This is a genomic window from Rossellomorea aquimaris, from assembly GCF_020171925.1.
Taxonomy (GTDB): domain Bacteria; phylum Bacillota; class Bacilli; order Bacillales; family Bacillaceae_B; genus Rossellomorea; species Rossellomorea aquimaris_F.
This window is the reverse complement of the sequence record NZ_JAIVAR010000003.1, coordinates 440,145-459,228: the sequence shown is the minus strand read 5'-3', so window position 1 is coordinate 459,228 and position 19,084 is coordinate 440,145. Positions and strand designations below refer to the sequence as shown.

The window sequence follows — 19,084 nt, the reverse complement described above, 5'->3', positions numbered from 1 at the left end:
AGGTACGTCCCTCATCGCTTTAAAGCGATGAGGGACGTACCTTCTTTTGATGCATGGATGAATTTAACGGTGGACGATTTCACCATCCATGATGGTCATGATGGTTTTGGCTTCCAGGATTTCCTCTGGCTCCACTGCGAATAGATTACGATCGAGCACGACGAGGTCCGCTTTTTTACCAACTTCGATCGTACCCAGTTCGTTCTCACGGAAATTGCCGTAGGCTGGACTCTTCGTATAGTGAATCAGCGCTTTACCCAATGAAATCCTCTCTTCGGGATTCCAGCCGCCTTGTGGTGAACCATCTTCGTGCTGGCGGGTGACGGCCCTGTAAATACCAAGCATCGGATTCAGATCCACGATTGGAAAATCCGTGCCGAACGCAACCGGGGCACCGTGATTTTCCAGTGTACCGATCGGCCAAGTGAAACGGGAGCGATCCTGTCCCAACCGGTCCAGGTAAGCGTGGGTGTCCATCGACCCTGCAGCCAGATGTTCAGGCTGGATGGAGGCGATGACTCCTAGCTCATGAAAACGGTGAAAGTCATTTGGATGACATACTTCGATATGCTCGATTGTATGGCGGGAGTCACGGGCACCGTTCTCACGTGCAGCATGCTCGAAGAGATCCAGTCCCAACCGGACAGCACCGTCACCGCACGCATGGAGCCTTACTCGAAAGCCTTCCTTATCGGCCGCATCGATCCACTCCCTGTACTGATCATACTCATAAATCGTCCCACCCCGTTCTTGGGGCCGGTCTGAATAAGGTTCAAGCAGCAACCCGGTATACGTAAGGGGCACTCCGTCCAGGAATTGCTTCAACCCTGAGAACTGCACCCGTCCAGATTGATACTCATCCCGTAATGAACGGCTCCGTTCCAGGTTTCCATCCATCACATCAAGAAAGTGGATCCTCGTTGTCAGCTGCCCCTTTTCTTCAAATCGACGGTATAACGACGGGGCTCCGAGTGTATAACCGGGAAGGGGGAGCATATCCGACACTGATGTGATTCCGAGGGACGCCGTTTTCTTCAGCATGTTTTCCATCAGCTTGTTCTTCACGTCATCATTGAATTGGAATGCCCTTGTCACATATGTAACCGCGGTCTCGTATAAAAAGCCTGTCGGATCGCCGTTTTCATCCTTTTCTATTTTGCCGAAAGGGGGCTCGGGTGAATAGCGGTCGATCCCCAGTTTCTCGAGTGCGGCTGTATTCAGCCAGGCGCTGTGCGCTTCCTCATTCAACAAGATCGCGGGCCGGTCCGGAAGATATCGATCCAGTGAATGTCGGGTAGGAAGCTTCTGACCGGGCCAGCGCACATGATGCCATCCGAATCCTAAAATCCATTCATCGTCGGGGTGTTGTGAGGCGTAATCCCTTATCATCCTTGCCGTTTCGTCCTCCGTCAGGCCATCTGTCAGTTTACAGAAGCTTTCAAACATCGCACCGAGGAAGAAGTGGAGATGAAAGTCATGGAAACCGGCCATGACCAATCCGTTCCCCATGTCATGAACAGTGGTGGAAGCATCCACATAACGATCCAATTCGGAGAGGGGCCCTGTCCCGATGAACAGATCCTCTTTTATGGCAACAAATCCCGGGAACGGAAGAAGGGATGTGCCTGTAAAAACCGCCTCGCTTTTGATGATTTTATCTGCTTTCATTCGTCTCATCCTTTTTTTGGTTGTTATTGATATTATACAGAATGCCACACGTTGAAAAAACACCATATTTTTCAAAAAAAGAGGTTTTATCAATCTTACTATTGAATAGTGTGGATAGACTATTCAAAGGAGTTTTATAGATGAACGAAACACGTAACTTCCCGATTTTAACAACAGATCGATATGTTCTGAGGCAAATGGAAGAGGGGGATGCACAGAATGTATTCTCCTACTTCTCTAAAGATGAAGTAACGAGATATTATGATCTGGATACATTCACTGAAAAAAGCGAAGCAGAGGATCTCATCCGGAAGTGGAATGAGAAATTTGATAGAAGTGAAGGCATCAGATGGGGGATTGCCGACAAGCAAACGGGTGGAATCATCGGAAGCTGCGGGTTCCACTGTTGGGAGAAGGAGCATTATAAAGCGGAAATCGGATTTGAAGTGCATCCAGATCATTGGAGGCAGGGGGTCATGACGGAAGTGTTGAAAGAGGTCATTCCGTATGGATTCCAGCACATGTCGCTCAATCGAATAGAAGCATTCTATGACCCTGACAATACTGCATCGAAGGAATGTCTCATGAAGGCGGGATTTGTGTTTGAGGGTGTACTGAGAAAAGCGGCATTTGAAAAAGGGGTTTTCTGCGATGCGGCGGTTTGCTCGATTTTAAAGGAAGAGTATCTGTAAACAGTTTGAGACGCTGTCTATGTAACCATCACATAAACAGCGTCTCAGTTTAAGTAAACCTTATTCAATTACACGTTCTATCCTTTCTTACTAATAGACATACTAAACATTCAATTAATTTACATTAATGGTGTTGCATGTTCGTTAGTTTATTTTTTTCTTGCTCCTGCATCCCCACATGCCCACATGGTGCGAAGATAGTTTTCACGGGCTACCTTCCGTTGCATCATGATCCTAGCATGCTTCGCTTACACTCTTCATTGGAATCATCTCCCGAAGTAAGATTTGCGCGTCCCCGCATATCCACACATCTTGAAATCAGTTTTCACCGGCCGACTTCAGTTGCCAGATGTGATGTTGACATGCTTTGCTTTCGCTACGTCATTGGAATCACGCCTTTCTTAAAGATTGTGTTAATCTTTTGTTAAATACATCGTATCAAATTTCTTTTTTTATTTAAATGTTCAGAAAAGTCCGTTTATTCCGATATTGGGCAGAAATCTTAGAGGGAAAGCCTATTATCTTTGTTTTTCGCAGTCTATCTCACTATTTTGATTTGACCGTCACATTACCGTCTGCTTACATAAGCATGTTCAAATCCAAGTTCCCGGTTCACCAGCAGCTCCATCTCTTCCAAGTGATTTGTTTCAACAACTGGATCAAGGGGTGACCAGTGAACTTGATAAACAAAATAGAAGGTTCGTATTTTCCTAAGGATCACGAGTGAATGAGGGAAGAGGTCGAATTCAGCTTTGATCGAATTGCGGCGGGTAAATCCCCATTTTTTTAGATTCACGTTTATCACCTAATGTTCCATTACCTTTTTTAGCTATTTTTTAATCGTGAAACAGAGAGTTCTAGCGAAGAAATTTTTGTTTTCATACCCCTAACCTCCGTGTGAAGAACGTAGAAAAGCGTCGCCTTCCAGGGGGATGGGCAGCGTGAACGCATCTTCGTTTTTAAACAAACGTTTGATTAACAGGAAAAAACCTTTTTACATCAAGCTTTAACGAGTTAAACAGTTGTTTAACTACAACCGCGCCATCTCAATCTTTTAAGGATTATTTTTAAACAAACGTTTGATTAACTCCCCGAACCCCTATGATACCGGGAGTTTGATGGTTTAAACAGTTGTTTAATTGAATTGGAAGAAATTGATTATTCGTAGAAACCTCCAGAATCGATTGCGGGATGAGAGAAGCACTTGTTATGATAGAAAAGTTATCTGTTACGGAAGTTTACTTTTGCACGTAAGCAAGGAGAATGTGTGTTGAAAACAGTACTGACGAATTACTCGATCTATCCATTTGAAGCAGAGAAGAAGGAAATCCCTTCTGCCTCATTACATAAAGGGCAAACCTCGAAGGATCTCGTATCTCCAGATGATGAGGATGCCTTCTTTTTTCGGAAAATAGAAGAAGCGGGCATTTTATTGAATGAAGCGCAGATTGCAGCTGTCCGACATGGGATGGGGGCTTGTCTTACCCTAGCCGGGGCAGGTACAGGGAAGACGACGGTCCTTGTATGCCGTGCCGGCTATTTGATGGACGTGAAGAATATCATGCCGCAGAACATCCTACTTGTCACTTTTACGAAAAAAGCGGCGGATGAGATGAAGCAGCGAATCAATGCCTTGCCAGGTATAGAAGGTAGGGGTCAGGGTGTACAGGCGAGTACCTTCCATGCATTATTCCTGTATTTGCTTCGATCTAGGCACTATACACAGGAGATTATCGGGAATGAGCGATACAAGCAGATCATCTTGAAGCAACTGCAGCGTGAAATGAATATCCATGACCCGTATGACGCGGAAACCCTTCTTGCCAAGCTTTCGCACTATAAATTGAACAAGCTCAACATCAGTGAAATGCCGGACTCTTCAAAGTCTGAAAAAGAAATCAAGAACATCTTGATCCGTTACGAAGAATGGAAGCGCAGGAATCATAAAATGGATTTCGACGATATTCTGACAGAGGCTTATGAGTTACTCGATCGTAACCCCAATCTGTTGAAAAGCCTCCAGCATCGCTTTCAATACGTGATGGTGGACGAGTTCCAGGATACGAATCTCATTCAATATGAATTAATTAAAATGATTGCGGCCCACGGGAACCTGTTCGTTGTAGGGGATGACGACCAGACCATCTACTCATTCAATGGGGCCCGAAATGAGTTCATCCTTGATTTCGATCAGGAATTCCCGGATGCGAGGATTGTGACACTCAATGAAAATTATCGTTCCGATGCTTACATCATAGGACTAGGCAATGAGGTCATCGATCGTAATGAGCACAGGCGGCATAAGCGGCTGATTGCAACAAAGAAAGAAGAGAAGCAGCCGTTATACGCAAGGCCAGCCACGGCAGACGAAGAAGCCGTCTGGGTCGTGAAGGAGATCGAACAATTGGTGGAAGAAGGTTACTCCTACAAGGATATGACAATCCTTCACAGGACGATGAGCAGCGGACGGGCCGTATTTGAGCAGCTGCTGATGAAGGAAATCCCTTTTCACCCTTACAGCCAGAAAGATTCACTTTTCTATGAGAACTGGACGGTGAAGCCCGTCATCGATTATTTAAGACTGTGCATCGTTCCGCGGAACTTTGATGCAATCGGGAATATCCTGCCTACCATGTTCATCCGAAGGGAAAAGGGGATGGAACATATCCTGCAGGAGGATGCAAAGGTCCGAAAGAAGTATCCGCTCATCCACCTGACAACCATGAACGGCTTGAAGCCTTTTCAGGTGAAAAACATCAAAACACGGATGAAATTCATCAAATCCCTTCAGGAGGTATCGCCCGAAACGGCAATCAAGAAAATCCGGAAAGAATTCTATCATCAATATATCGATGCCCAGGAATCCCATGTGGTGACGGAACAAAAAGAACTGATCAAAGAAATGCTGACGGAACTGGAAGGGTCGGCGAAAAGATTCGATACGATCTCAAGCTTCATCAATTTCATAGATGAAATGAAAGCGAAATATGAAGATGTGTATCAAAATAAGAGTCATGACAGCAATAGTGTTTCCCTCATGACGATCCACCGTTCAAAAGGACTCGAGTTTCCAGTCGTCTTCCTTATCGGAGCGATCGAAGGGAACCTTCCGCACAGCTCAGCTTTGAATGCAGGGAAGTTGGAGGATAAAGTCTACAAGGATGCCGCCCATAAAGAACGGGGTGCACTCGAGGAAGAACGAAGGCTTGCTTATGTAGCGATTACAAGGGCCAAAGAAAGGCTCTTCATTTCTTCTCCTTCTTATTATCAAGGGGAGACGAGAAAATGCTCGCGATTCATCAGTGACTTATTCTCAGAGGAACCTCATCAGGATCTCCCGAAAAGTGGTGGATCCAGGGAGAAGAGGACCGGAAAGCTGATTGTAGTAGAGGCCTGGTCATGTACAAGCAAGCATTGCATTGCCTGGCAAAGGCGGGAGGCCGGTGAAACGGCTTCCGATGAGAAGAAATGCCCGATGTGTTCGAGCTCGATGGAACTTGGTGAGAAAGAAGTGTATGGATGAAAAAATCCCCGCATGGCGGGGATTTTTCTCTGTTATGAAGGGCATAAAAAACGTCTTCACCGGAAAGAATCCCCTCCCAATGAAAACGCCGTCCCTTATTGCGAAAAATGGTCATGATCCTTATGCGAATCGATCCGCTTCGAATCATTCGTATCCAAAGCTTGTCTTAAGAAATAGATGAGTACCCCTAAAATCATTCCCAAAAACACAATGAACCCAATCGTTGTCAAGATTCCCATTCAACTTCCTCCTTCCACTTTACTAGTTATGGTGATTTTTTCATTGTTTTAAACCTTTATACGTTCAGTCTATGAACATTTTTTGAAATTTATATCTGTTTTGTGGGGAGTGAAGAGTGGGGGGGTGCCGATGGGTGGTGTGTGGATGGTTTTTTGGAGTGGGTGTACCAGGTACATGGAGCGGGATTTGTACCAGGTACATGGGTGGCCGAGCCAGGCTCAAAGGGATTGTTTTGAGCCAGGCTCAAAGTGATTGTTTTTGAGTCAGGCCCCGTTTCGCCAAAAGGTGCCAGGCACAAAACAGTAGAATTGTGCCTGGCACCCACCCAAAACCCAAAAAACAAAAAAGAAGCAGCCACTAGCTGCTTCCAATTAAACCAATCATGCTCTCCGGTCAATCAATACCGCTCGTACAGGGGAGCCGTCTGCGTCCTTAAGGGCGAGCGGCATGGCGAATAGTTCGTAATAGCCGGGCTCAACATCGTTCAACACGATCCCCTCCAGGATCAGGATGTCATGTTCGGTAAGGGCGTGATGAGCGTGGAGCTCCTTACTGTCCAGAGGGTCGACGGATGGGAGATCGACCCCGATGAGGTGGATTCCTTTTTCCTTTAAGAAAGGAGCAAGTTCCGGCTGGATCGGGGGGATGGATTCAGGGAATGCCTGCAGATCCTTCCATGCGTTCGTTTTGAAAAGTACTTTTTGTACCGAATCAAAGTCGATGCCTTCTAGGTGTTCGGGCCCGATGCTTTCAGCTTGTTCAACCGAAACCACGACCGCCTTACCGATGTAACGTTCCAGCGGGAGATCCAGAATTCGTTTTCCATCATTCTTAAAATGAAAAGGGGCATCCACGTGGGTTCCCGTATGGGTGCTCATGTTCAGCTGCCCGACATTGACAGAGCTTGATTCCTCCATCGACCAATTGAGTGAAAAAGAAAAGGGGGTATCCCCAGGCCAAACCGGTGTTCCGTTAGTGAGGGGCTGCGATATATCGATGATCTTCATTATATTCCTCCTTTATGCTACAACATTTCGTGTGTTTTCGAATTTCTTATACTCTTCATTTTCCATGATGCCCTTTAATATCCGAATGGTGTCCCATACGTCGACGTAGGAAGAGTATAGGGCGACAGGAGCGAGGCGGATGACGTTCGGGGCACGGAAATCCGGTGTCACCCCTTGTTCCTTCAGTGCTTTACAAATCCTTGCCGCTTCATCATGCTTCAAGCTGATATGCCCTCCTCGGCGTTCGTCTTCGAGAGGATTGCAAATCGTGAACCCAGCTTCAGGAAGCTCTTGATTCAGTAATTCCATCATGAATCGTGTCAGAGAGAGGGACTTCCTTCTCAGCTCATGGATCCCAGCTTCTTCAAACAGTTCCAGCGAACCCATCAAAGGCGCACTGCTCAGGATATGGGGGGTGCCGATCTGGAAAGCACCAGCGGATTCTGCCGCGGTGAGTACATGCTCCATATCGAATTGCTTGTCCTTTCTAGAACCGAACCATCCCGCCAACCCGGGCTTTTTCCCGAAATGTCGTTCGTGGACGTACAGTCCCCCGACTCCACCGGGGCCGCTATTTAAATATTTATAGTTGCACCATACGGCAAAATCCACCCCATGATCATGAAGTTGATGAGGCAGGGCACCGATGGAATGAGCCAAATCGAATCCGATGATGATCCCGCGTTTGTGGGCTTCTTCTGTCAGTCGTTTCATATCAAGCAGTTGCCCGCTCCGGTATAACACAGAAGGCAGGAGGATCAGTGCGATATCCTCTTTCATTGCTTCGATGATATCTTCTTCCATCAACGTATAACCGTCCCGGCTCTTCACCTGAACGAGGTGCTCTTCATGGACATACCCCTTTAGCTCCAACTGACTTTGAATCGCATAGATATCGGAAGGGAACGTCAATTCATCTGCGAGGATCTTGGTCCGTTTTCCCTCGGGCTGATAGAATGTCGAGATCAGCTGGTGCAGGTTCGTGGTGATGGACCCTGTAACGATGACTTCCTCCTTCTTCGCGCCGACTAGTGGTGCGGTCCTTGCCCCAAGTTTCTCAGAATAGTAGAACCACGGCTCAACGCCATCCATCCAGCCGTCGATTCCATGCTCCTTCCAATCTTCCAAAGATGTTTGAAGCGCTTTCTCTGCCCGCTTGGATAAAAGGCCGAGGGAATTACCGTCCATATAGTAGCGGTCTTCCTTTATGTAGAATTCATCTTTGAACTTGGCTAGCGTATCTTCATTGTCCAGCTTTATAGCATCTTTCTTGGTAATCGTCATCAAAATCCCGCCTTTGTTCGTCTATTTTCTCTCTACCAAAATGATAATTCAAATGATCTGAATAGTAAAACATTTCAAGGGAGGTGATTTGATTGTTTGATGGAAAGGGGAGATGCTGTTTTTCGGGTTGGTGGAATAACTGAGGTTTGTGACGGAATAGTTGAAGAAGTTGGTGGAATAACTGAGTTTTGTGACGGAATAGTTGAAGAAGTTGGTGGAATAATTGAGGTTTGTGACGGAATAAATGAACTAGTTGGTGGAATGACTGAGTTTTGTGATCGAATAAATGAACTAGTTGGCTGAATGAACTAGTTTAGTAACGGAATGACTGAAACTTTTGTTAAAAAAAGAGTTTTGTTCTTGAATGACTTAGTGTTTAAGCAAATTAAGGAATGTCTGTGATTGAATGAATAACTTGTTTGCTTGAATTGAAAGAGTGGTGCTTTACAACCACAGGGGTAGTGAGTCACATTCAAAAATGGTCGGCTAAACTCGAAGATTCCACACCTAAAAGCTCAATGAAAGAAATTCTCCTAAAAACCATTGAAAAAAGCGCGGACCATAATCGGCCACGCGCCATTACTAACATCCTCAAAATAAGACTACTTAAATCCGCTTCAAAGAAATTGCACTCCGAATCTTCTTCAATGCATCCTGCCCCGTTGCTTCCCGTTTCATCATGATGTTCACATACAGCGTATCGATCAGGGTCAGCTGGGCAATGCGGGAGGATAGGGCTTCCGAGCGATAGTCCGTTTCTTCCGACACCGTATACAAGGGGATGTCGACTCCCTGGCTTAATGGGGATTTTGCGAAGTTCGTTATGCAAATCGTCTTGGCCCCGGTTTCCTTTACAATCTTCAATACTTGAAGGAGGTCCTTTGTTGATCCACTATGTGAAATGAAGACAGCGCAATCTTTTTCCGTCATTTGTGAAGCGGTCATGAGCTGGATGTGGCTGTCTGACGTCGCCCGCACCCGGAGTCCCGTTCGGATCAGTTTATGATAGGCGTCAAGCGCGATCACTCCTGAACCACCGCTTCCGAAGAATTCAATTGAATCAGCCCCCACCAATGCTTCTACAGCTTCCTGCAGCTTCTTCTCATCAACGACCATCAGCGTATCTTCAATGGTCTTGATGTTGGAACGGAAGACTTTCGATGCGATGGTCTGTGGAGTATCCCCCTCGTCAACGCGCTCATGAATGTCTTTGAGTCCCGTTACGATCTCGGAGGCAAGCGCGATTTTCATCGCTTGATAGCCTTTGAATCCGATGCGTTTGCAGAATCGAAAGACCGTTGAATCGGCAACGCCAAGATCTTCAGCCAGTCCATTGATGGTGGAATGGATGATGTGAGTGGGGTTTTCCAATATATAATCGGCAATTTTCCGTTCTGTTTCACTGAATTGTGGATAGTGGGAACGGATGCTTGCCAGACAATGCTGATGTTCGTTCATAATCGGCAACACTCCTGTAAGGGGTTTCATGATTTTATTATACTAAAATAGCAGGAGAAGGTAACTGCCATTGCATCTGGTGCTCCAGTGATCTAACATGAAAATAACATTGGCTTCTTGAAGGGCACGTTAGAACCACCAACGTCCACAGAATGTGATGTTTGCGATTCACGGTCCGTATTCATCTCAGGTATTTTTATCGCCTAACAGTTTCATACTAAATGAAGGAAAAGGAAGAAAGGAGTTGATTCTTCTTTTTCGTAGTTTGCTATTATTACGGGTGCTCTTTACCAATCCCTGATTTAATTTTTCAAAGCATTGCTTGTAGGAGGTAAGAACATGTCTCACATGATAGGCGTAGATATTGGAACAACGAGCACGAAAGCAGTGCTTTTTAACGAAAAAGGGGAAGCCCTTTGCCGGCACGGAGTGGAATATCCGTTACATACACCTGAGCCAGGAACGGCGGAGCAGGATCCTGAGGAAATCTTCCGGGCAGTCGTTAAGGCGATTAAGGAAGTGACACTTCAGACAGAGGAAAAAATCTCATTTGTATCATTCAGTTCTGCCATGCACAGCTTGATCCTTGTCGATGGGAATGGTCAGCCGCTCACGGGATCGATTACTTGGGCTGACAACCGCAGTGCCGACTGGGCTGTCAAAATAAAGAAAGAACAAAATGGACTGGAGATCTACAGAAGGACCGGGACACCGATCCATCCAATGTCCCCGCTCGTGAAATTGGCGTGGCTTCATGAGGAACACGCTGAATTATGTTCAAAAGCCGAGAAGTTCATCTCGATCAAGGAATTTGTGTTCCACCGTCTATTCGGTCGATACGTGATCGATTATTCCATCGCTTCTGCAACAGGGCTGTTCAATCTTGAAAACCTGGATTGGGATGAAGAGGCGTTGAACGTGGCCGGAGTGACCTCCGATCAGTTATCGACTCCGGTCTCAACGACTGAGAGCTTGACCGGTTTGAAGGAAGAATATACAGACATGCTCGGATTGCCGGCAGATACGCCATTTGTCGTCGGCGCAAGCGATGGGGTTCTGTCAAATCTCGGCGTGAACGCAATCGAACCCGGCGTGGTGGCTGTGACAATCGGAACGAGTGGAGCGATCCGCGCCGTGACGGACCGCCCCGTTACCGATCCGAAGGGCAGGATTTTCTGCTATGCCCTCACGGATGAACATTGGATCATCGGTGGCCCGGTGAACAATGGGGGGATGATCTTCAGATGGGTCCGGGATGAACTGGCTTCTGCAGAAGCCGAAGTCGCAAAGCGATTAGGAAAGGATCCATATGAAGTACTGACCGATATTGCTTCAAAAATCGAACCAGGATCAGAAGGACTTATTTTCCATCCATACATGGCTGGGGAGAGGGCTCCACTTTGGAATGCGAAAGCACGAGGTTCATTCTTCGGACTCGGCATGCATCACAAAAAAGAGCATATGATCCGCGCCGTGCTTGAAGGGATCGTCATGAACCTCTACAGCGTCTTATTGGCACTTGAAGAGTTGATCGGATCCCCGACACGCGTCCAGGCAACGGGTGGATTCGCGAGGTCCGAGCTGTGGCGCCAGATGCTTGCCGACATTTTCGATCAGGAAGTCGAGGTGCCGGAAAGCTTCGAAAGCTCCTGTCTTGGAGCCGTCGTCCTCGGTATGTACGGACAAGGGACGTTGAGCTCACTTGAAGAAGTCAAGACGATGGTGGGTGCCGTCCACTCCCATCAGCCAAATGAAAAAGCGACCGATGCTTATCGCAAATTGATGCCGATCTTCATCCGCCTGCCAAGGCACTTGGAAAGCGAATATGATGAAATCAGTGCATATCAGGAAGGAAACCGGCCATAGGGTGGCCGGTTTTGTTTTGGGCTCCTCCCTCCGAGAACGAATTCGAACACATAGCCAAGTCACAAACTTTTCATGTATAATGGAAGGGACAAACAACATGTACCAGTGTTTAATTTTATAGACTGAAAGAGAGTGAAACAAAATGGGACGTAAGTGGAACAATATTAAAGAAAAGAAAGCGTCTAAGGATGCGAATACTAGTCGTATCTATGCAAAGTTCGGGCGTGAAATTTATGTGGCGGCGAAATCCGGGGAACCAGATCCGGACCTGAACCAGAATTTGAAATTCACGTTGGAACGTGCAAAGACTTATAACGTACCGAAACATATCATCGACCGTGCGATTGAAAAGGCAAAGGGCGGTTCGGAAGAGAATTATGATGAGCTTCGTTATGAAGGCTTCGGTCCGAATGGTTCCATGGTCATCGTCGATGCTCTTACGAATAACGTGAATCGTACAGCATCTGAAGTTCGTGCCGCTTTTGGTAAAAATGGCGGGAACATGGGCGTGAGTGGATCGGTTGCCTATATGTTCGATGCAACGGCTGTCATCGGGGTGGAAGACAAGTCGGAAGAAGAAGTGCTTGAAATCCTGATGGAAGCAGATGTTGATGCGCGCGACATCATTGAAGAAGATGGAGCGGTCATCATTTATGCCGAACCGGATCAATTCCATGCGGTACAGGAAGCGTTCAAATCCGCAGGAGTAGAAGAATTCACGGTTGCCGAATTGACGATGCTTGCACAAAATGATGTGGAGCTACCTGAAGATGCACAAGCACAATTCGAAAAAATGATTGATGCCATTGAAGACCTGGAAGATGTTCAACAGGTTTATCACAATGTTGACTTAGGTGAATAATCGATAAAGCGATCAAGCGCATCCCATACTTAATATGGGATGCGCTTGTTTTATTTGGCACCGGCAAAGACTGGAACTACCTCCTGAATGAATTACAAAAGACAAGTCATACTAAATAATGGAGGTGGTACACGTGGATCAAAAGAAAAACCCAGAACTTAACGTCAACACCGCGCTGAACCCGGATATCTCGATACAAAATGTGAAAGACAATCAGCTATATACTTCGGTTGAAATGAACGAGAATTCACAAGGAGAGTCCGTTGGTGAACTTCGGGCAGTGGAAGAAGGAAATGAATATTTTGCCGCAAAGGAAATCGGGCAGCAAATTGAAAATGGATAAGGAGAGTCAGCGTGGATACTAACGAATACGGAGTCGCCCAATTATCGGAAGAAACCCTTGGCAAGCTTAAGCATATTGAAAACGAGCTTCGTCAGGAGACGCATGAAGAGATCGTCCTGATCGCATACAAAAAAGACGAAGAAACCCAATAGAGGGGAGGATGATATCGTGAACGAAAAAGGCAAAAAGGAACTTCCGGACTTTAAACAGCTTGATGACCGGATCATTGCAGAACCGCCTCAAGGTCCTTTTTTCGAAATGAAAACGAATCTGGACACGCCGGAATCCAATGACAACCCTTATATTTCATCGGAGACGAGTAATGAGGAAATAGAGAAGATCAAGCGCTTTTTTGATGAAGAGTAGAAAGAGGCCGATTCAGCTGAGTCGGCCTTTTTACTTCTTTTCACCACCTGCCTAGCAAATGTTTCGGTATTCTCTTAGAATAAAATAAAAAGACATAGAAAGAAGGAACTAGGATGGAAAAGGAAAGGGTCGCGGTACTGGCAGGGGCGACGGGTTTGGTGGGATCCCATCTACTGCAGCTTTTATTAAAAAGTTCCCACTACAAAAGGATCATTTCCTTCGTGAGGAAAAGCTCTGGGATTCACCACGAAAAGCTGGATGAACGCGTCATCTCATTCGACGCCATGAAGCTCCTTCCCCATGAAGAGGTGGATGACGTATTCTGCTGTCTTGGAACCACGATCAAAAAAGCAGGCACTAAGGAAAAGTTTAAAAGAGTGGATTTCGATTATCCAATTGAGCTGGCCAAGCTGTGCAAGGAACATGGTGCTAAACAATATCTGGTCATATCCGCACTCGGGGCCAGTGCAGACTCGCGCATTTTTTATAGTAGAGTAAAAGGGGAATTGGAAACCGAACTAGAAAAACTTCATTATCCAAATCTGCACATCTTTCGTCCGTCGCTTCTTGTCGGTGATCGGAAAGAATTCCGTCTCGGCGAAAAAACAGGCGAAATTTTCTCAGGGCTGGTCCGTCCCGTCATGGTAGGGAAGTGGAGGAAATACCGCAGTATTTCAGCCGAACAAGTAGCTTATGGAATGCTTAAAGCAGCACTTAGTGTGCCGCCTGAGCGTGTGAACATGTACGAGTCTGATGAAATACAGCGATTATAAGGAGAGGCATGCCGGATGAAGAAAATACTACGTGGGCATCATCTGCTGTGCACACATGGTTTCAAGGGGATGGGCTATAGCCCGGACTTTGTGGATGTGATGACAGGGATTGTAGCGGATATGCGGAACGAAGAAACGGACTTTCCCATCCAGGTTGTACAAGGGTTTGATGATGCCTGTCAGGCTTGTCCTCACAAGGGGAGCACACAATGTAGTAAGAGTGAGGATTCAAATGGACATGTCCTTTCAATGGATGGAAAAGTGATCAGCCATTTAGGGTTGAGTGCAGGAGGGGTCTATATGAAATCCGAGCTGCTGCAAAGAACCGCTGAACGTGTAAGGCCGGGTGACCTGGATTACTTATGCGAGGGGTGCTCTTGGCTTGAATTTGGTGTGTGTAAGGAAGGAATCGGGAACTTGAGGGAAAAGCAACGTGTTTAATGCACCAAAAAGCGAGTATGACGGGTTCATACTCGTTTTTTGGTGCTATATGTTATAGTATTCCCGGACTTTCTCAGCCAAGGAGGTAAGAGATGGGTCTCCTTCTAAGTTGACCAGCATCCCTTTTATGACGATACTTCGTGTCTCTTCTTTTTCGATTTCCTCTTTTATGACCTCAAGTGAAATCCTGATATTTTCATCTTCCGTTTCTTGAAGATATTCCTCGATCATCGCCACCAGTGTTCCTTCGTTTAACGAAGCGGTTTCCATCGACTTCAGGAGCGGCTCCAATTTTCCAGGGGTAAGGACAGGTTCATCCCCACTCTTTAAGAGGCCGTGAACTACGTCATCAAGTCGCTTGAGGATGAACTGAGATAAATAATGAAAATCCATCTCGACTTTATCGAGCATGACCACTTCCAGATAAGATTTTAGGATCCCTTGGATGATCAATGACAGGTCCCAGAAGTATGGTTCGATCTCTTTGCCATAGATGGCAGTCAATCTGCGCCTGTAATATTGATAGGTGTGGACCTTCATCTCATGGAGGAGGGCATGGATGTCTTCATTGAATGGCATTGCGTTTTCCCTGATCTGCATAATGATGAATTCTTTATGCTTCCATACCTCAACAAGCTGGAACTCGAGTTGTTTACGGAATTTCTCATACGGAGGCAAGTCCTCCTCCTCGATGATGTCGACCTTCTCTTTGATCAACTCGAAATAATATCTCATGATGGCGAGAAGCAGTGCTTCTTTTGATTTGAAGTATAAATAAAATGCCCCTTTGGAAATGTCGCACTCGTTGACGATTTCCTGTACGGAGGTGGCATTGAATCCTTTACTGGCAAATAATTTTATCGATGTTTGGATGATTAATTTCTCTTTTTCTTTCATGATTTCTCTCCTCGGTAAACTCCTTATCTTTATTATGACCGATTGGTCAGTAAAAATAAACCTTTATTTTATAGTAAGTATTGACTAGTGACTGTACGGTCAGTTATATTAGGTTATGTTATGACTAGTCAGTCAGAGAAGGGATGAATAGAGAGTGAACAGTATCATCAATTTTGTGCTAAAGAATAAGTTTGCCGTTTGGCTGATGACGATCATCGTCATTGTGGCGGGCTTATATTCAGGCTTTAACATGAAGCTTGAAACACTTCCCAATATCAATACTCCCATCGTCAGTGTGACGACGGTTTATCCAGGAGCGACTCCTGAAGACGTGGCAGACAAGGTGTCAGAACCGATTGAAAAGCGTCTGCAGAACTTGAACGGTGTGAACGTCATTAGTTCGACTTCTTATCAAAATGCATCAGCTGTCCAGATTGAATACAAATTTTCAAAGGATATGGATGAGGCGAAGACTGAAGTTGAAGAAGCATTATCGGAAGTATCATTCCCTGAAGGGGTGAATGAGCCTGAGGTTTCGCGCCTTAGCTTCAATGCCTTCCCTGTCATTGCCTTGAGTGTGGCAAATGAAGATCAAACGCTTGCTCAATTGACGAACACAGTGGAAGAAACGATCGTCCCAGGGCTCGAAGGTCTCGATGGCGTCGCTTCTGTCCAAGTATCAGGACAGGAAATCCAAGAAGCAAAGCTTGTGTTCGATGAAGAGAAGCTTGCTCAATACGGTCTAAGCGAAGACACGGTTAAAAACATGATTAAGGGCTCCGATGTGACGGCCCCACTTGGGTTGTATACATTCGGGGATACTGAAAAGTCCGTGCTGATCGATGGGAACATCTCAAGCATCGAAGACTTGAAAGAAATGAAGATTCCGGTCACTCCAACAGGAGGGGAAGGAATGAACCCAGCTGGAGCTGGCCAAGGGGCACCTGCTTCTCAAGCTCCACAGGCAGCACAACCAGGCATGAAGATCCCGACTGTTGAATTAGGCGAGATTGCCACGGTTGAATTGACTGGTAAAGCCGAATCGATTTCCAGAACGAACGGAAACGAATCGATCGGTATCCAAATCGTGAAAGCTGCAGATGCCAATACAGTCGATGTTGTCAATGCAGTGAAAGATGAAGTGAAAAAGTTTGAACGTGATCTAGATAACATTGAAATCATTTCGACATTCGACCAGGGTGAACCGATTGAACAATCAGTCAGCACGATGCTGAATAAAGCATTGTTCGGCGCAGTATTTGCGGTCATTATCATTCTCCTGTTCTTGCGTGATATCAAATCGACCATCATTTCGGTCATTTCGATTCCGTTATCACTGCTTATCGCCATTTTATTATTGAATCAAATGGATATTACGTTGAACATCATGACACTCGGAGCCATGACGGTTGCAATCGGACGTGTCATCGATGACTCCATCGTGGTCGTTGAGAACATCTATCGAAGGATGTCCCTGAAGGACGAAGCGCTGAAAGGGAAGGAATTGATCCGTGAAGCAACGAAGGAAATGTTCGTGCCAATCATGTCCTCGACGATCGTCACGATTGCCGTTTTCCTTCCGTTAGGATTGGTAGAAGGAATGATCGGGGAATTATTCCTACCATTCGCCCTTACCATCGTATTTGCCCTCCTGGCATCACTACTCGTGGCAGTCACAATTGTACCGATGCTTGCTCACTCAATGTTCAAAAAGGGTGTCGGCAAGAAGGTGCATAGTGAAAAGCCAGGTGGACTCGCGAAATGGTATAGGGGTGTCCTGAACTGGACCTTGAATCATAAAATCATCACATCGATCCTTGCTGTGGGTATGCTCGTAGGAAGCTTGTTCCTTGTGCCGTTCATCGGTGTTAGCTTCATTCCATCCGATGAAGAGAAGATGATCATGGCGACATTCAAGCCGGCGCCCGGTCAGACAAAGGAAGAAGTACTTGGAATTGCGGAAGATGCTCAGGACTATTTCGAAGGGCGAAAAGGAGCGGACACCATTCAATACTCTGTCGGTGGTGAAAATCCGATGAGCCCGGGAAGCACGAACGATGCCATGTTCTTCGTCCAGTACAAAGATGACACCGAGAATTTCTCGAAGGAAAAAGAAACGGTCATCAATGACCTGCAAGCACGCACGGACAACGGGGAATGGGCATCCCAAGATTTCTCGGCAAGTGCAGGAAGCAATGAAATCGTCGTTTTCGTTTACGGGGAGACACTTGATGAAATCAAGCCTGTCGTAAGCGATGTTCAAGACAAAATGAAGGACATCAAGGATATCAAGAAAGTCGACTCCAGCATTTCAGAAGCGTATGATGAATATTCGCTTGTAGCCGAACAGGAAAAGCTGAGTCAATACGGCTTGACTGCTGGCCAGATTGCAATGGAACTTGGTCAGACCCGTCAGCGTCCAGTCCTGACGACGATCGAAAAAGACGGGGAAGACGTCAACGTTTATCTTGATGTTGAAAAAGAAACATACGATAGCATCGAAGACTTAACCGGTAAAACCATTCAATCACCACTCGGCATGGAAGTGCCGATCAAAGATGTCGTCAAGGTTGTAGAAGGTGAAACATCGGATACCGTCTCAAGACGTGACGGCAAGGTGTTCGCCAAGGTCAGCGGTGAATTGAAATCAAATGATGTTTCAAAAGCATCCGCTGCCATCCAAAAAGATATTGAAGAACTCGACCTGCCGTCCGGCATAGACGTGAACATGGGCGGTGTGACAGAGGACATCCAGGAATCGTTCACCCAATTGGGTCTTGCGATGCTTGCCGCGATCGCAATCGTATACCTGATCCTTGTCATTACATTCGGAGGCGGCCTTGCACCATTCGCCATCCTGTTCTCGCTTCCATTCACGATCACCGGTGCGCTCGTCGCATTATTGATCGCCGATGAAACCATCAGTATTTCCTCCATGATCGGAGCGTTGATGCTGATCGGTATCGTCGTCACGAATGCCATCGTATTGATCGACCGTGTCATCCATAAAGAGAATGAAGGATTGTCCACACGCGAAGCCCTGCTTGAAGCAGGAGCCACACGTCTCCGTCCGATCCTGATGACTGCCATCGCAACCATCGGGGCCTTGTTCCCATTGGCACTTGGGCTCGAAGGCGGCGGCCTGATCTCAAGGGGTCTCGGTGTTACCGTAATCGGTGGATTGACAAGTTCCACTTTATTGACACTCGTAGTCGTACCGATTGTGTATGAAGTATTAATGAAAATCAAACGAAAACTGACCCGTCGCAAAGATGTGACAGAAGAGGTTTGATTGAGAGGCAGCCCCTGTGGATGGGGCTGCTTTTCTTATGGGTTTTTGTGAGGGGGTAGTGGTAGTGGGGGGGGATTGTGGAATGGTTTGAGCCAGGCTCGGAGTGGAGGGTTTGAGCCAGGCTCAGAGTGGAGGGTTTGAGCCAGGCTCGGAGTGGAGGGTTTGAGCCAGGCTCGGAGTGGAGGGTTTGAGCCAGGCTCGGAGTGGAGGGTTTGAGCCAGGCTCGGAATGGAGGGTTTGAGCCAGGCTCGGAGTGGAGGGTTTGAGCCAGGCTCAATTCACTTCAAATGAGCCAGGCACCGCAACCTAAAAGTGTACCTGGTACAAATAAGCGTCTTTGTACCAGGTACAATCCTGCCCTGTTGTACCAGG

18 protein-coding genes are annotated in these 19,084 nt (G+C 46.5%); 11 read left to right on the top strand and 7 right to left on the bottom strand.

Annotated elements, in window-relative coordinates:
- Positions 1–63 precede the first annotated feature (63 nt).
- Positions 64–1,668: an amidohydrolase gene (locus LCM10_RS13630; RefSeq protein WP_224876815.1), complete on the bottom strand. Its 1,605-nt coding sequence runs from the start codon at positions 1,666–1,668 to the stop codon at positions 64–66.
- A gap of 140 nt (positions 1,669–1,808) precedes the next feature.
- Between LCM10_RS13630 and LCM10_RS13625 the strand changes: the two genes are divergently transcribed.
- Positions 1,809–2,360 carry a GNAT family N-acetyltransferase gene (locus LCM10_RS13625; RefSeq protein ID WP_224876814.1) on the top strand — a complete coding sequence of 184 codons (552 nt, stop codon included), beginning with the start codon at positions 1,809–1,811 and terminating at the stop codon, positions 2,358–2,360.
- 568 nt (positions 2,361–2,928) lie between these two features.
- On the opposite strand, the gene LCM10_RS13620 is transcribed toward LCM10_RS13625, so the two are convergent.
- Positions 2,929–3,156, bottom strand: a complete 228-nt coding sequence (locus LCM10_RS13620) for a hypothetical protein (RefSeq protein ID WP_224876813.1) — start codon at positions 3,154–3,156, stop codon at positions 2,929–2,931.
- 474 nt (positions 3,157–3,630) lie between these two features.
- On the opposite strand from LCM10_RS13620, the gene LCM10_RS13615 reads away from it, so the two are divergent.
- Positions 3,631–5,883, top strand: a complete 2,253-nt coding sequence (locus LCM10_RS13615) for a UvrD-helicase domain-containing protein (protein ID WP_224876812.1) — start codon at positions 3,631–3,633, stop codon at positions 5,881–5,883.
- A 95-nt stretch (positions 5,884–5,978) separates the two neighbouring features.
- On the opposite strand, the gene LCM10_RS13610 is transcribed toward LCM10_RS13615, so the two are convergent.
- From LCM10_RS13610 to kynU, 3 genes are all read right to left on the bottom strand, one after another.
- A complete protein-coding gene (locus LCM10_RS13610) occupies positions 5,979–6,122 on the bottom strand; it encodes a hypothetical protein (protein WP_224876811.1) in 144 nt (47 codons plus the stop codon).
- A gap of 381 nt (positions 6,123–6,503) precedes the next feature.
- The gene (gene kynB, locus LCM10_RS13605; RefSeq protein WP_224876810.1) at positions 6,504–7,130 is read right to left on the bottom strand and encodes an arylformamidase; all 627 of its coding nucleotides are present in this window, start codon (positions 7,128–7,130) and stop codon (positions 6,504–6,506) included.
- A gap of 12 nt (positions 7,131–7,142) precedes the next feature.
- A complete protein-coding gene (gene kynU, locus LCM10_RS13600) occupies positions 7,143–8,414 on the bottom strand; it encodes a kynureninase (RefSeq protein ID WP_224876809.1) in 1,272 nt (423 codons plus the stop codon).
- A gap of 96 nt (positions 8,415–8,510) precedes the next feature.
- Between kynU and LCM10_RS13595 the strand changes: the two genes are divergently transcribed.
- Positions 8,511–8,717 (top strand): hypothetical protein, encoded by a 207-nt coding sequence (locus tag LCM10_RS13595; protein WP_224876808.1) that lies wholly within the window; start codon positions 8,511–8,513, stop codon positions 8,715–8,717.
- Positions 8,718–9,020: 303 nt separating this feature from the next.
- Here the strand turns inward: LCM10_RS13595 and LCM10_RS13590 are convergent, their stop codons facing one another.
- Entirely contained in the window at positions 9,021–9,872 is an 852-nt protein-coding gene (locus tag LCM10_RS13590; protein WP_224876807.1) for a MurR/RpiR family transcriptional regulator, read from the bottom strand.
- 348 nt (positions 9,873–10,220) lie between these two features.
- On the opposite strand from LCM10_RS13590, the gene gntK reads away from it, so the two are divergent.
- The 7 genes from gntK to LCM10_RS13555 all read left to right on the top strand — a co-directional run bounded on the left by gntK (position 10,221) and on the right by LCM10_RS13555 (position 14,523).
- Entirely contained in the window at positions 10,221–11,738 is a 1,518-nt protein-coding gene (gene gntK, locus LCM10_RS13585) for a gluconokinase (RefSeq protein WP_224876979.1), read from the top strand.
- 142 nt (positions 11,739–11,880) lie between these two features.
- Positions 11,881–12,600, top strand: coding sequence for a YebC/PmpR family DNA-binding transcriptional regulator (locus LCM10_RS13580; RefSeq protein WP_224876806.1), 720 nt, complete (start codon positions 11,881–11,883; stop codon positions 12,598–12,600).
- Between the two features lie 133 nt (positions 12,601–12,733).
- On the top strand, positions 12,734–12,943 hold the full coding sequence (locus LCM10_RS13575) for a hypothetical protein (protein WP_224876990.1): 210 nt from the start codon (positions 12,734–12,736) through the stop codon (positions 12,941–12,943).
- 11 nt (positions 12,944–12,954) lie between these two features.
- Entirely contained in the window at positions 12,955–13,095 is a 141-nt protein-coding gene (locus LCM10_RS13570) for a hypothetical protein (RefSeq protein WP_224876805.1), read from the top strand.
- Between the two features lie 16 nt (positions 13,096–13,111).
- Positions 13,112–13,309, top strand: coding sequence for a hypothetical protein (locus tag LCM10_RS13565; protein ID WP_224876804.1), 198 nt, complete (start codon positions 13,112–13,114; stop codon positions 13,307–13,309).
- A gap of 113 nt (positions 13,310–13,422) precedes the next feature.
- A complete protein-coding gene (locus tag LCM10_RS13560; RefSeq protein ID WP_224876803.1) occupies positions 13,423–14,082 on the top strand; it encodes an oxidoreductase in 660 nt (219 codons plus the stop codon).
- Positions 14,083–14,097: 15 nt separating this feature from the next.
- The gene (locus tag LCM10_RS13555) at positions 14,098–14,523 is read left to right on the top strand and encodes a DUF1284 domain-containing protein (protein ID WP_224876802.1); all 426 of its coding nucleotides are present in this window, start codon (positions 14,098–14,100) and stop codon (positions 14,521–14,523) included.
- 45 nt (positions 14,524–14,568) lie between these two features.
- On the opposite strand, the gene LCM10_RS13550 is transcribed toward LCM10_RS13555, so the two are convergent.
- A complete protein-coding gene (locus LCM10_RS13550) occupies positions 14,569–15,420 on the bottom strand; it encodes a TetR/AcrR family transcriptional regulator (protein WP_224876801.1) in 852 nt (283 codons plus the stop codon).
- A gap of 154 nt (positions 15,421–15,574) precedes the next feature.
- Here LCM10_RS13550 and LCM10_RS13545 point away from each other — a divergent pair, with 154 nt between their 5' ends.
- Positions 15,575–18,712 (top strand): efflux RND transporter permease subunit, encoded by a 3,138-nt coding sequence (locus LCM10_RS13545; RefSeq protein ID WP_224876800.1) that lies wholly within the window; start codon positions 15,575–15,577, stop codon positions 18,710–18,712.
- Positions 18,713–19,084 lie beyond the last annotated feature (372 nt).

What these genes read in the sequence shown, in the direction of transcription:
- LCM10_RS13630 (WP_224876815.1), bottom strand. Translation starts at nt 1,668, where the DNA reads ATGAAAGCAGATAAAATCATCAAAAGCGAGGCGGTTTTTACAGGCACA.
- LCM10_RS13625 (WP_224876814.1), top strand. Translation starts at nt 1,809, where the DNA reads ATGAACGAAACACGTAACTTCCCGATTTTAACAACAGATCGATATGTT.
- LCM10_RS13610 (WP_224876811.1), bottom strand. Translation starts at nt 6,122, where the DNA reads ATGGGAATCTTGACAACGATTGGGTTCATTGTGTTTTTGGGAATGATT.
- kynB (WP_224876810.1), bottom strand. Translation starts at nt 7,130, where the DNA reads ATGAAGATCATCGATATATCGCAGCCCCTCACTAACGGAACACCGGTT.
- kynU (WP_224876809.1), bottom strand. Translation starts at nt 8,414, where the DNA reads ATGACGATTACCAAGAAAGATGCTATAAAGCTGGACAATGAAGATACG.
- LCM10_RS13590 (WP_224876807.1), bottom strand. Translation starts at nt 9,872, where the DNA reads ATGAACGAACATCAGCATTGTCTGGCAAGCATCCGTTCCCACTATCCA.
- gntK (WP_224876979.1), top strand. Translation starts at nt 10,221, where the DNA reads ATGATAGGCGTAGATATTGGAACAACGAGCACGAAAGCAGTGCTTTTT.
- LCM10_RS13580 (WP_224876806.1), top strand. Translation starts at nt 11,881, where the DNA reads ATGGGACGTAAGTGGAACAATATTAAAGAAAAGAAAGCGTCTAAGGAT.
- LCM10_RS13560 (WP_224876803.1), top strand. Translation starts at nt 13,423, where the DNA reads ATGGAAAAGGAAAGGGTCGCGGTACTGGCAGGGGCGACGGGTTTGGTG.
- LCM10_RS13555 (WP_224876802.1), top strand. Translation starts at nt 14,098, where the DNA reads ATGAAGAAAATACTACGTGGGCATCATCTGCTGTGCACACATGGTTTC.
- LCM10_RS13550 (WP_224876801.1), bottom strand. Translation starts at nt 15,420, where the DNA reads ATGAAAGAAAAAGAGAAATTAATCATCCAAACATCGATAAAATTATTT.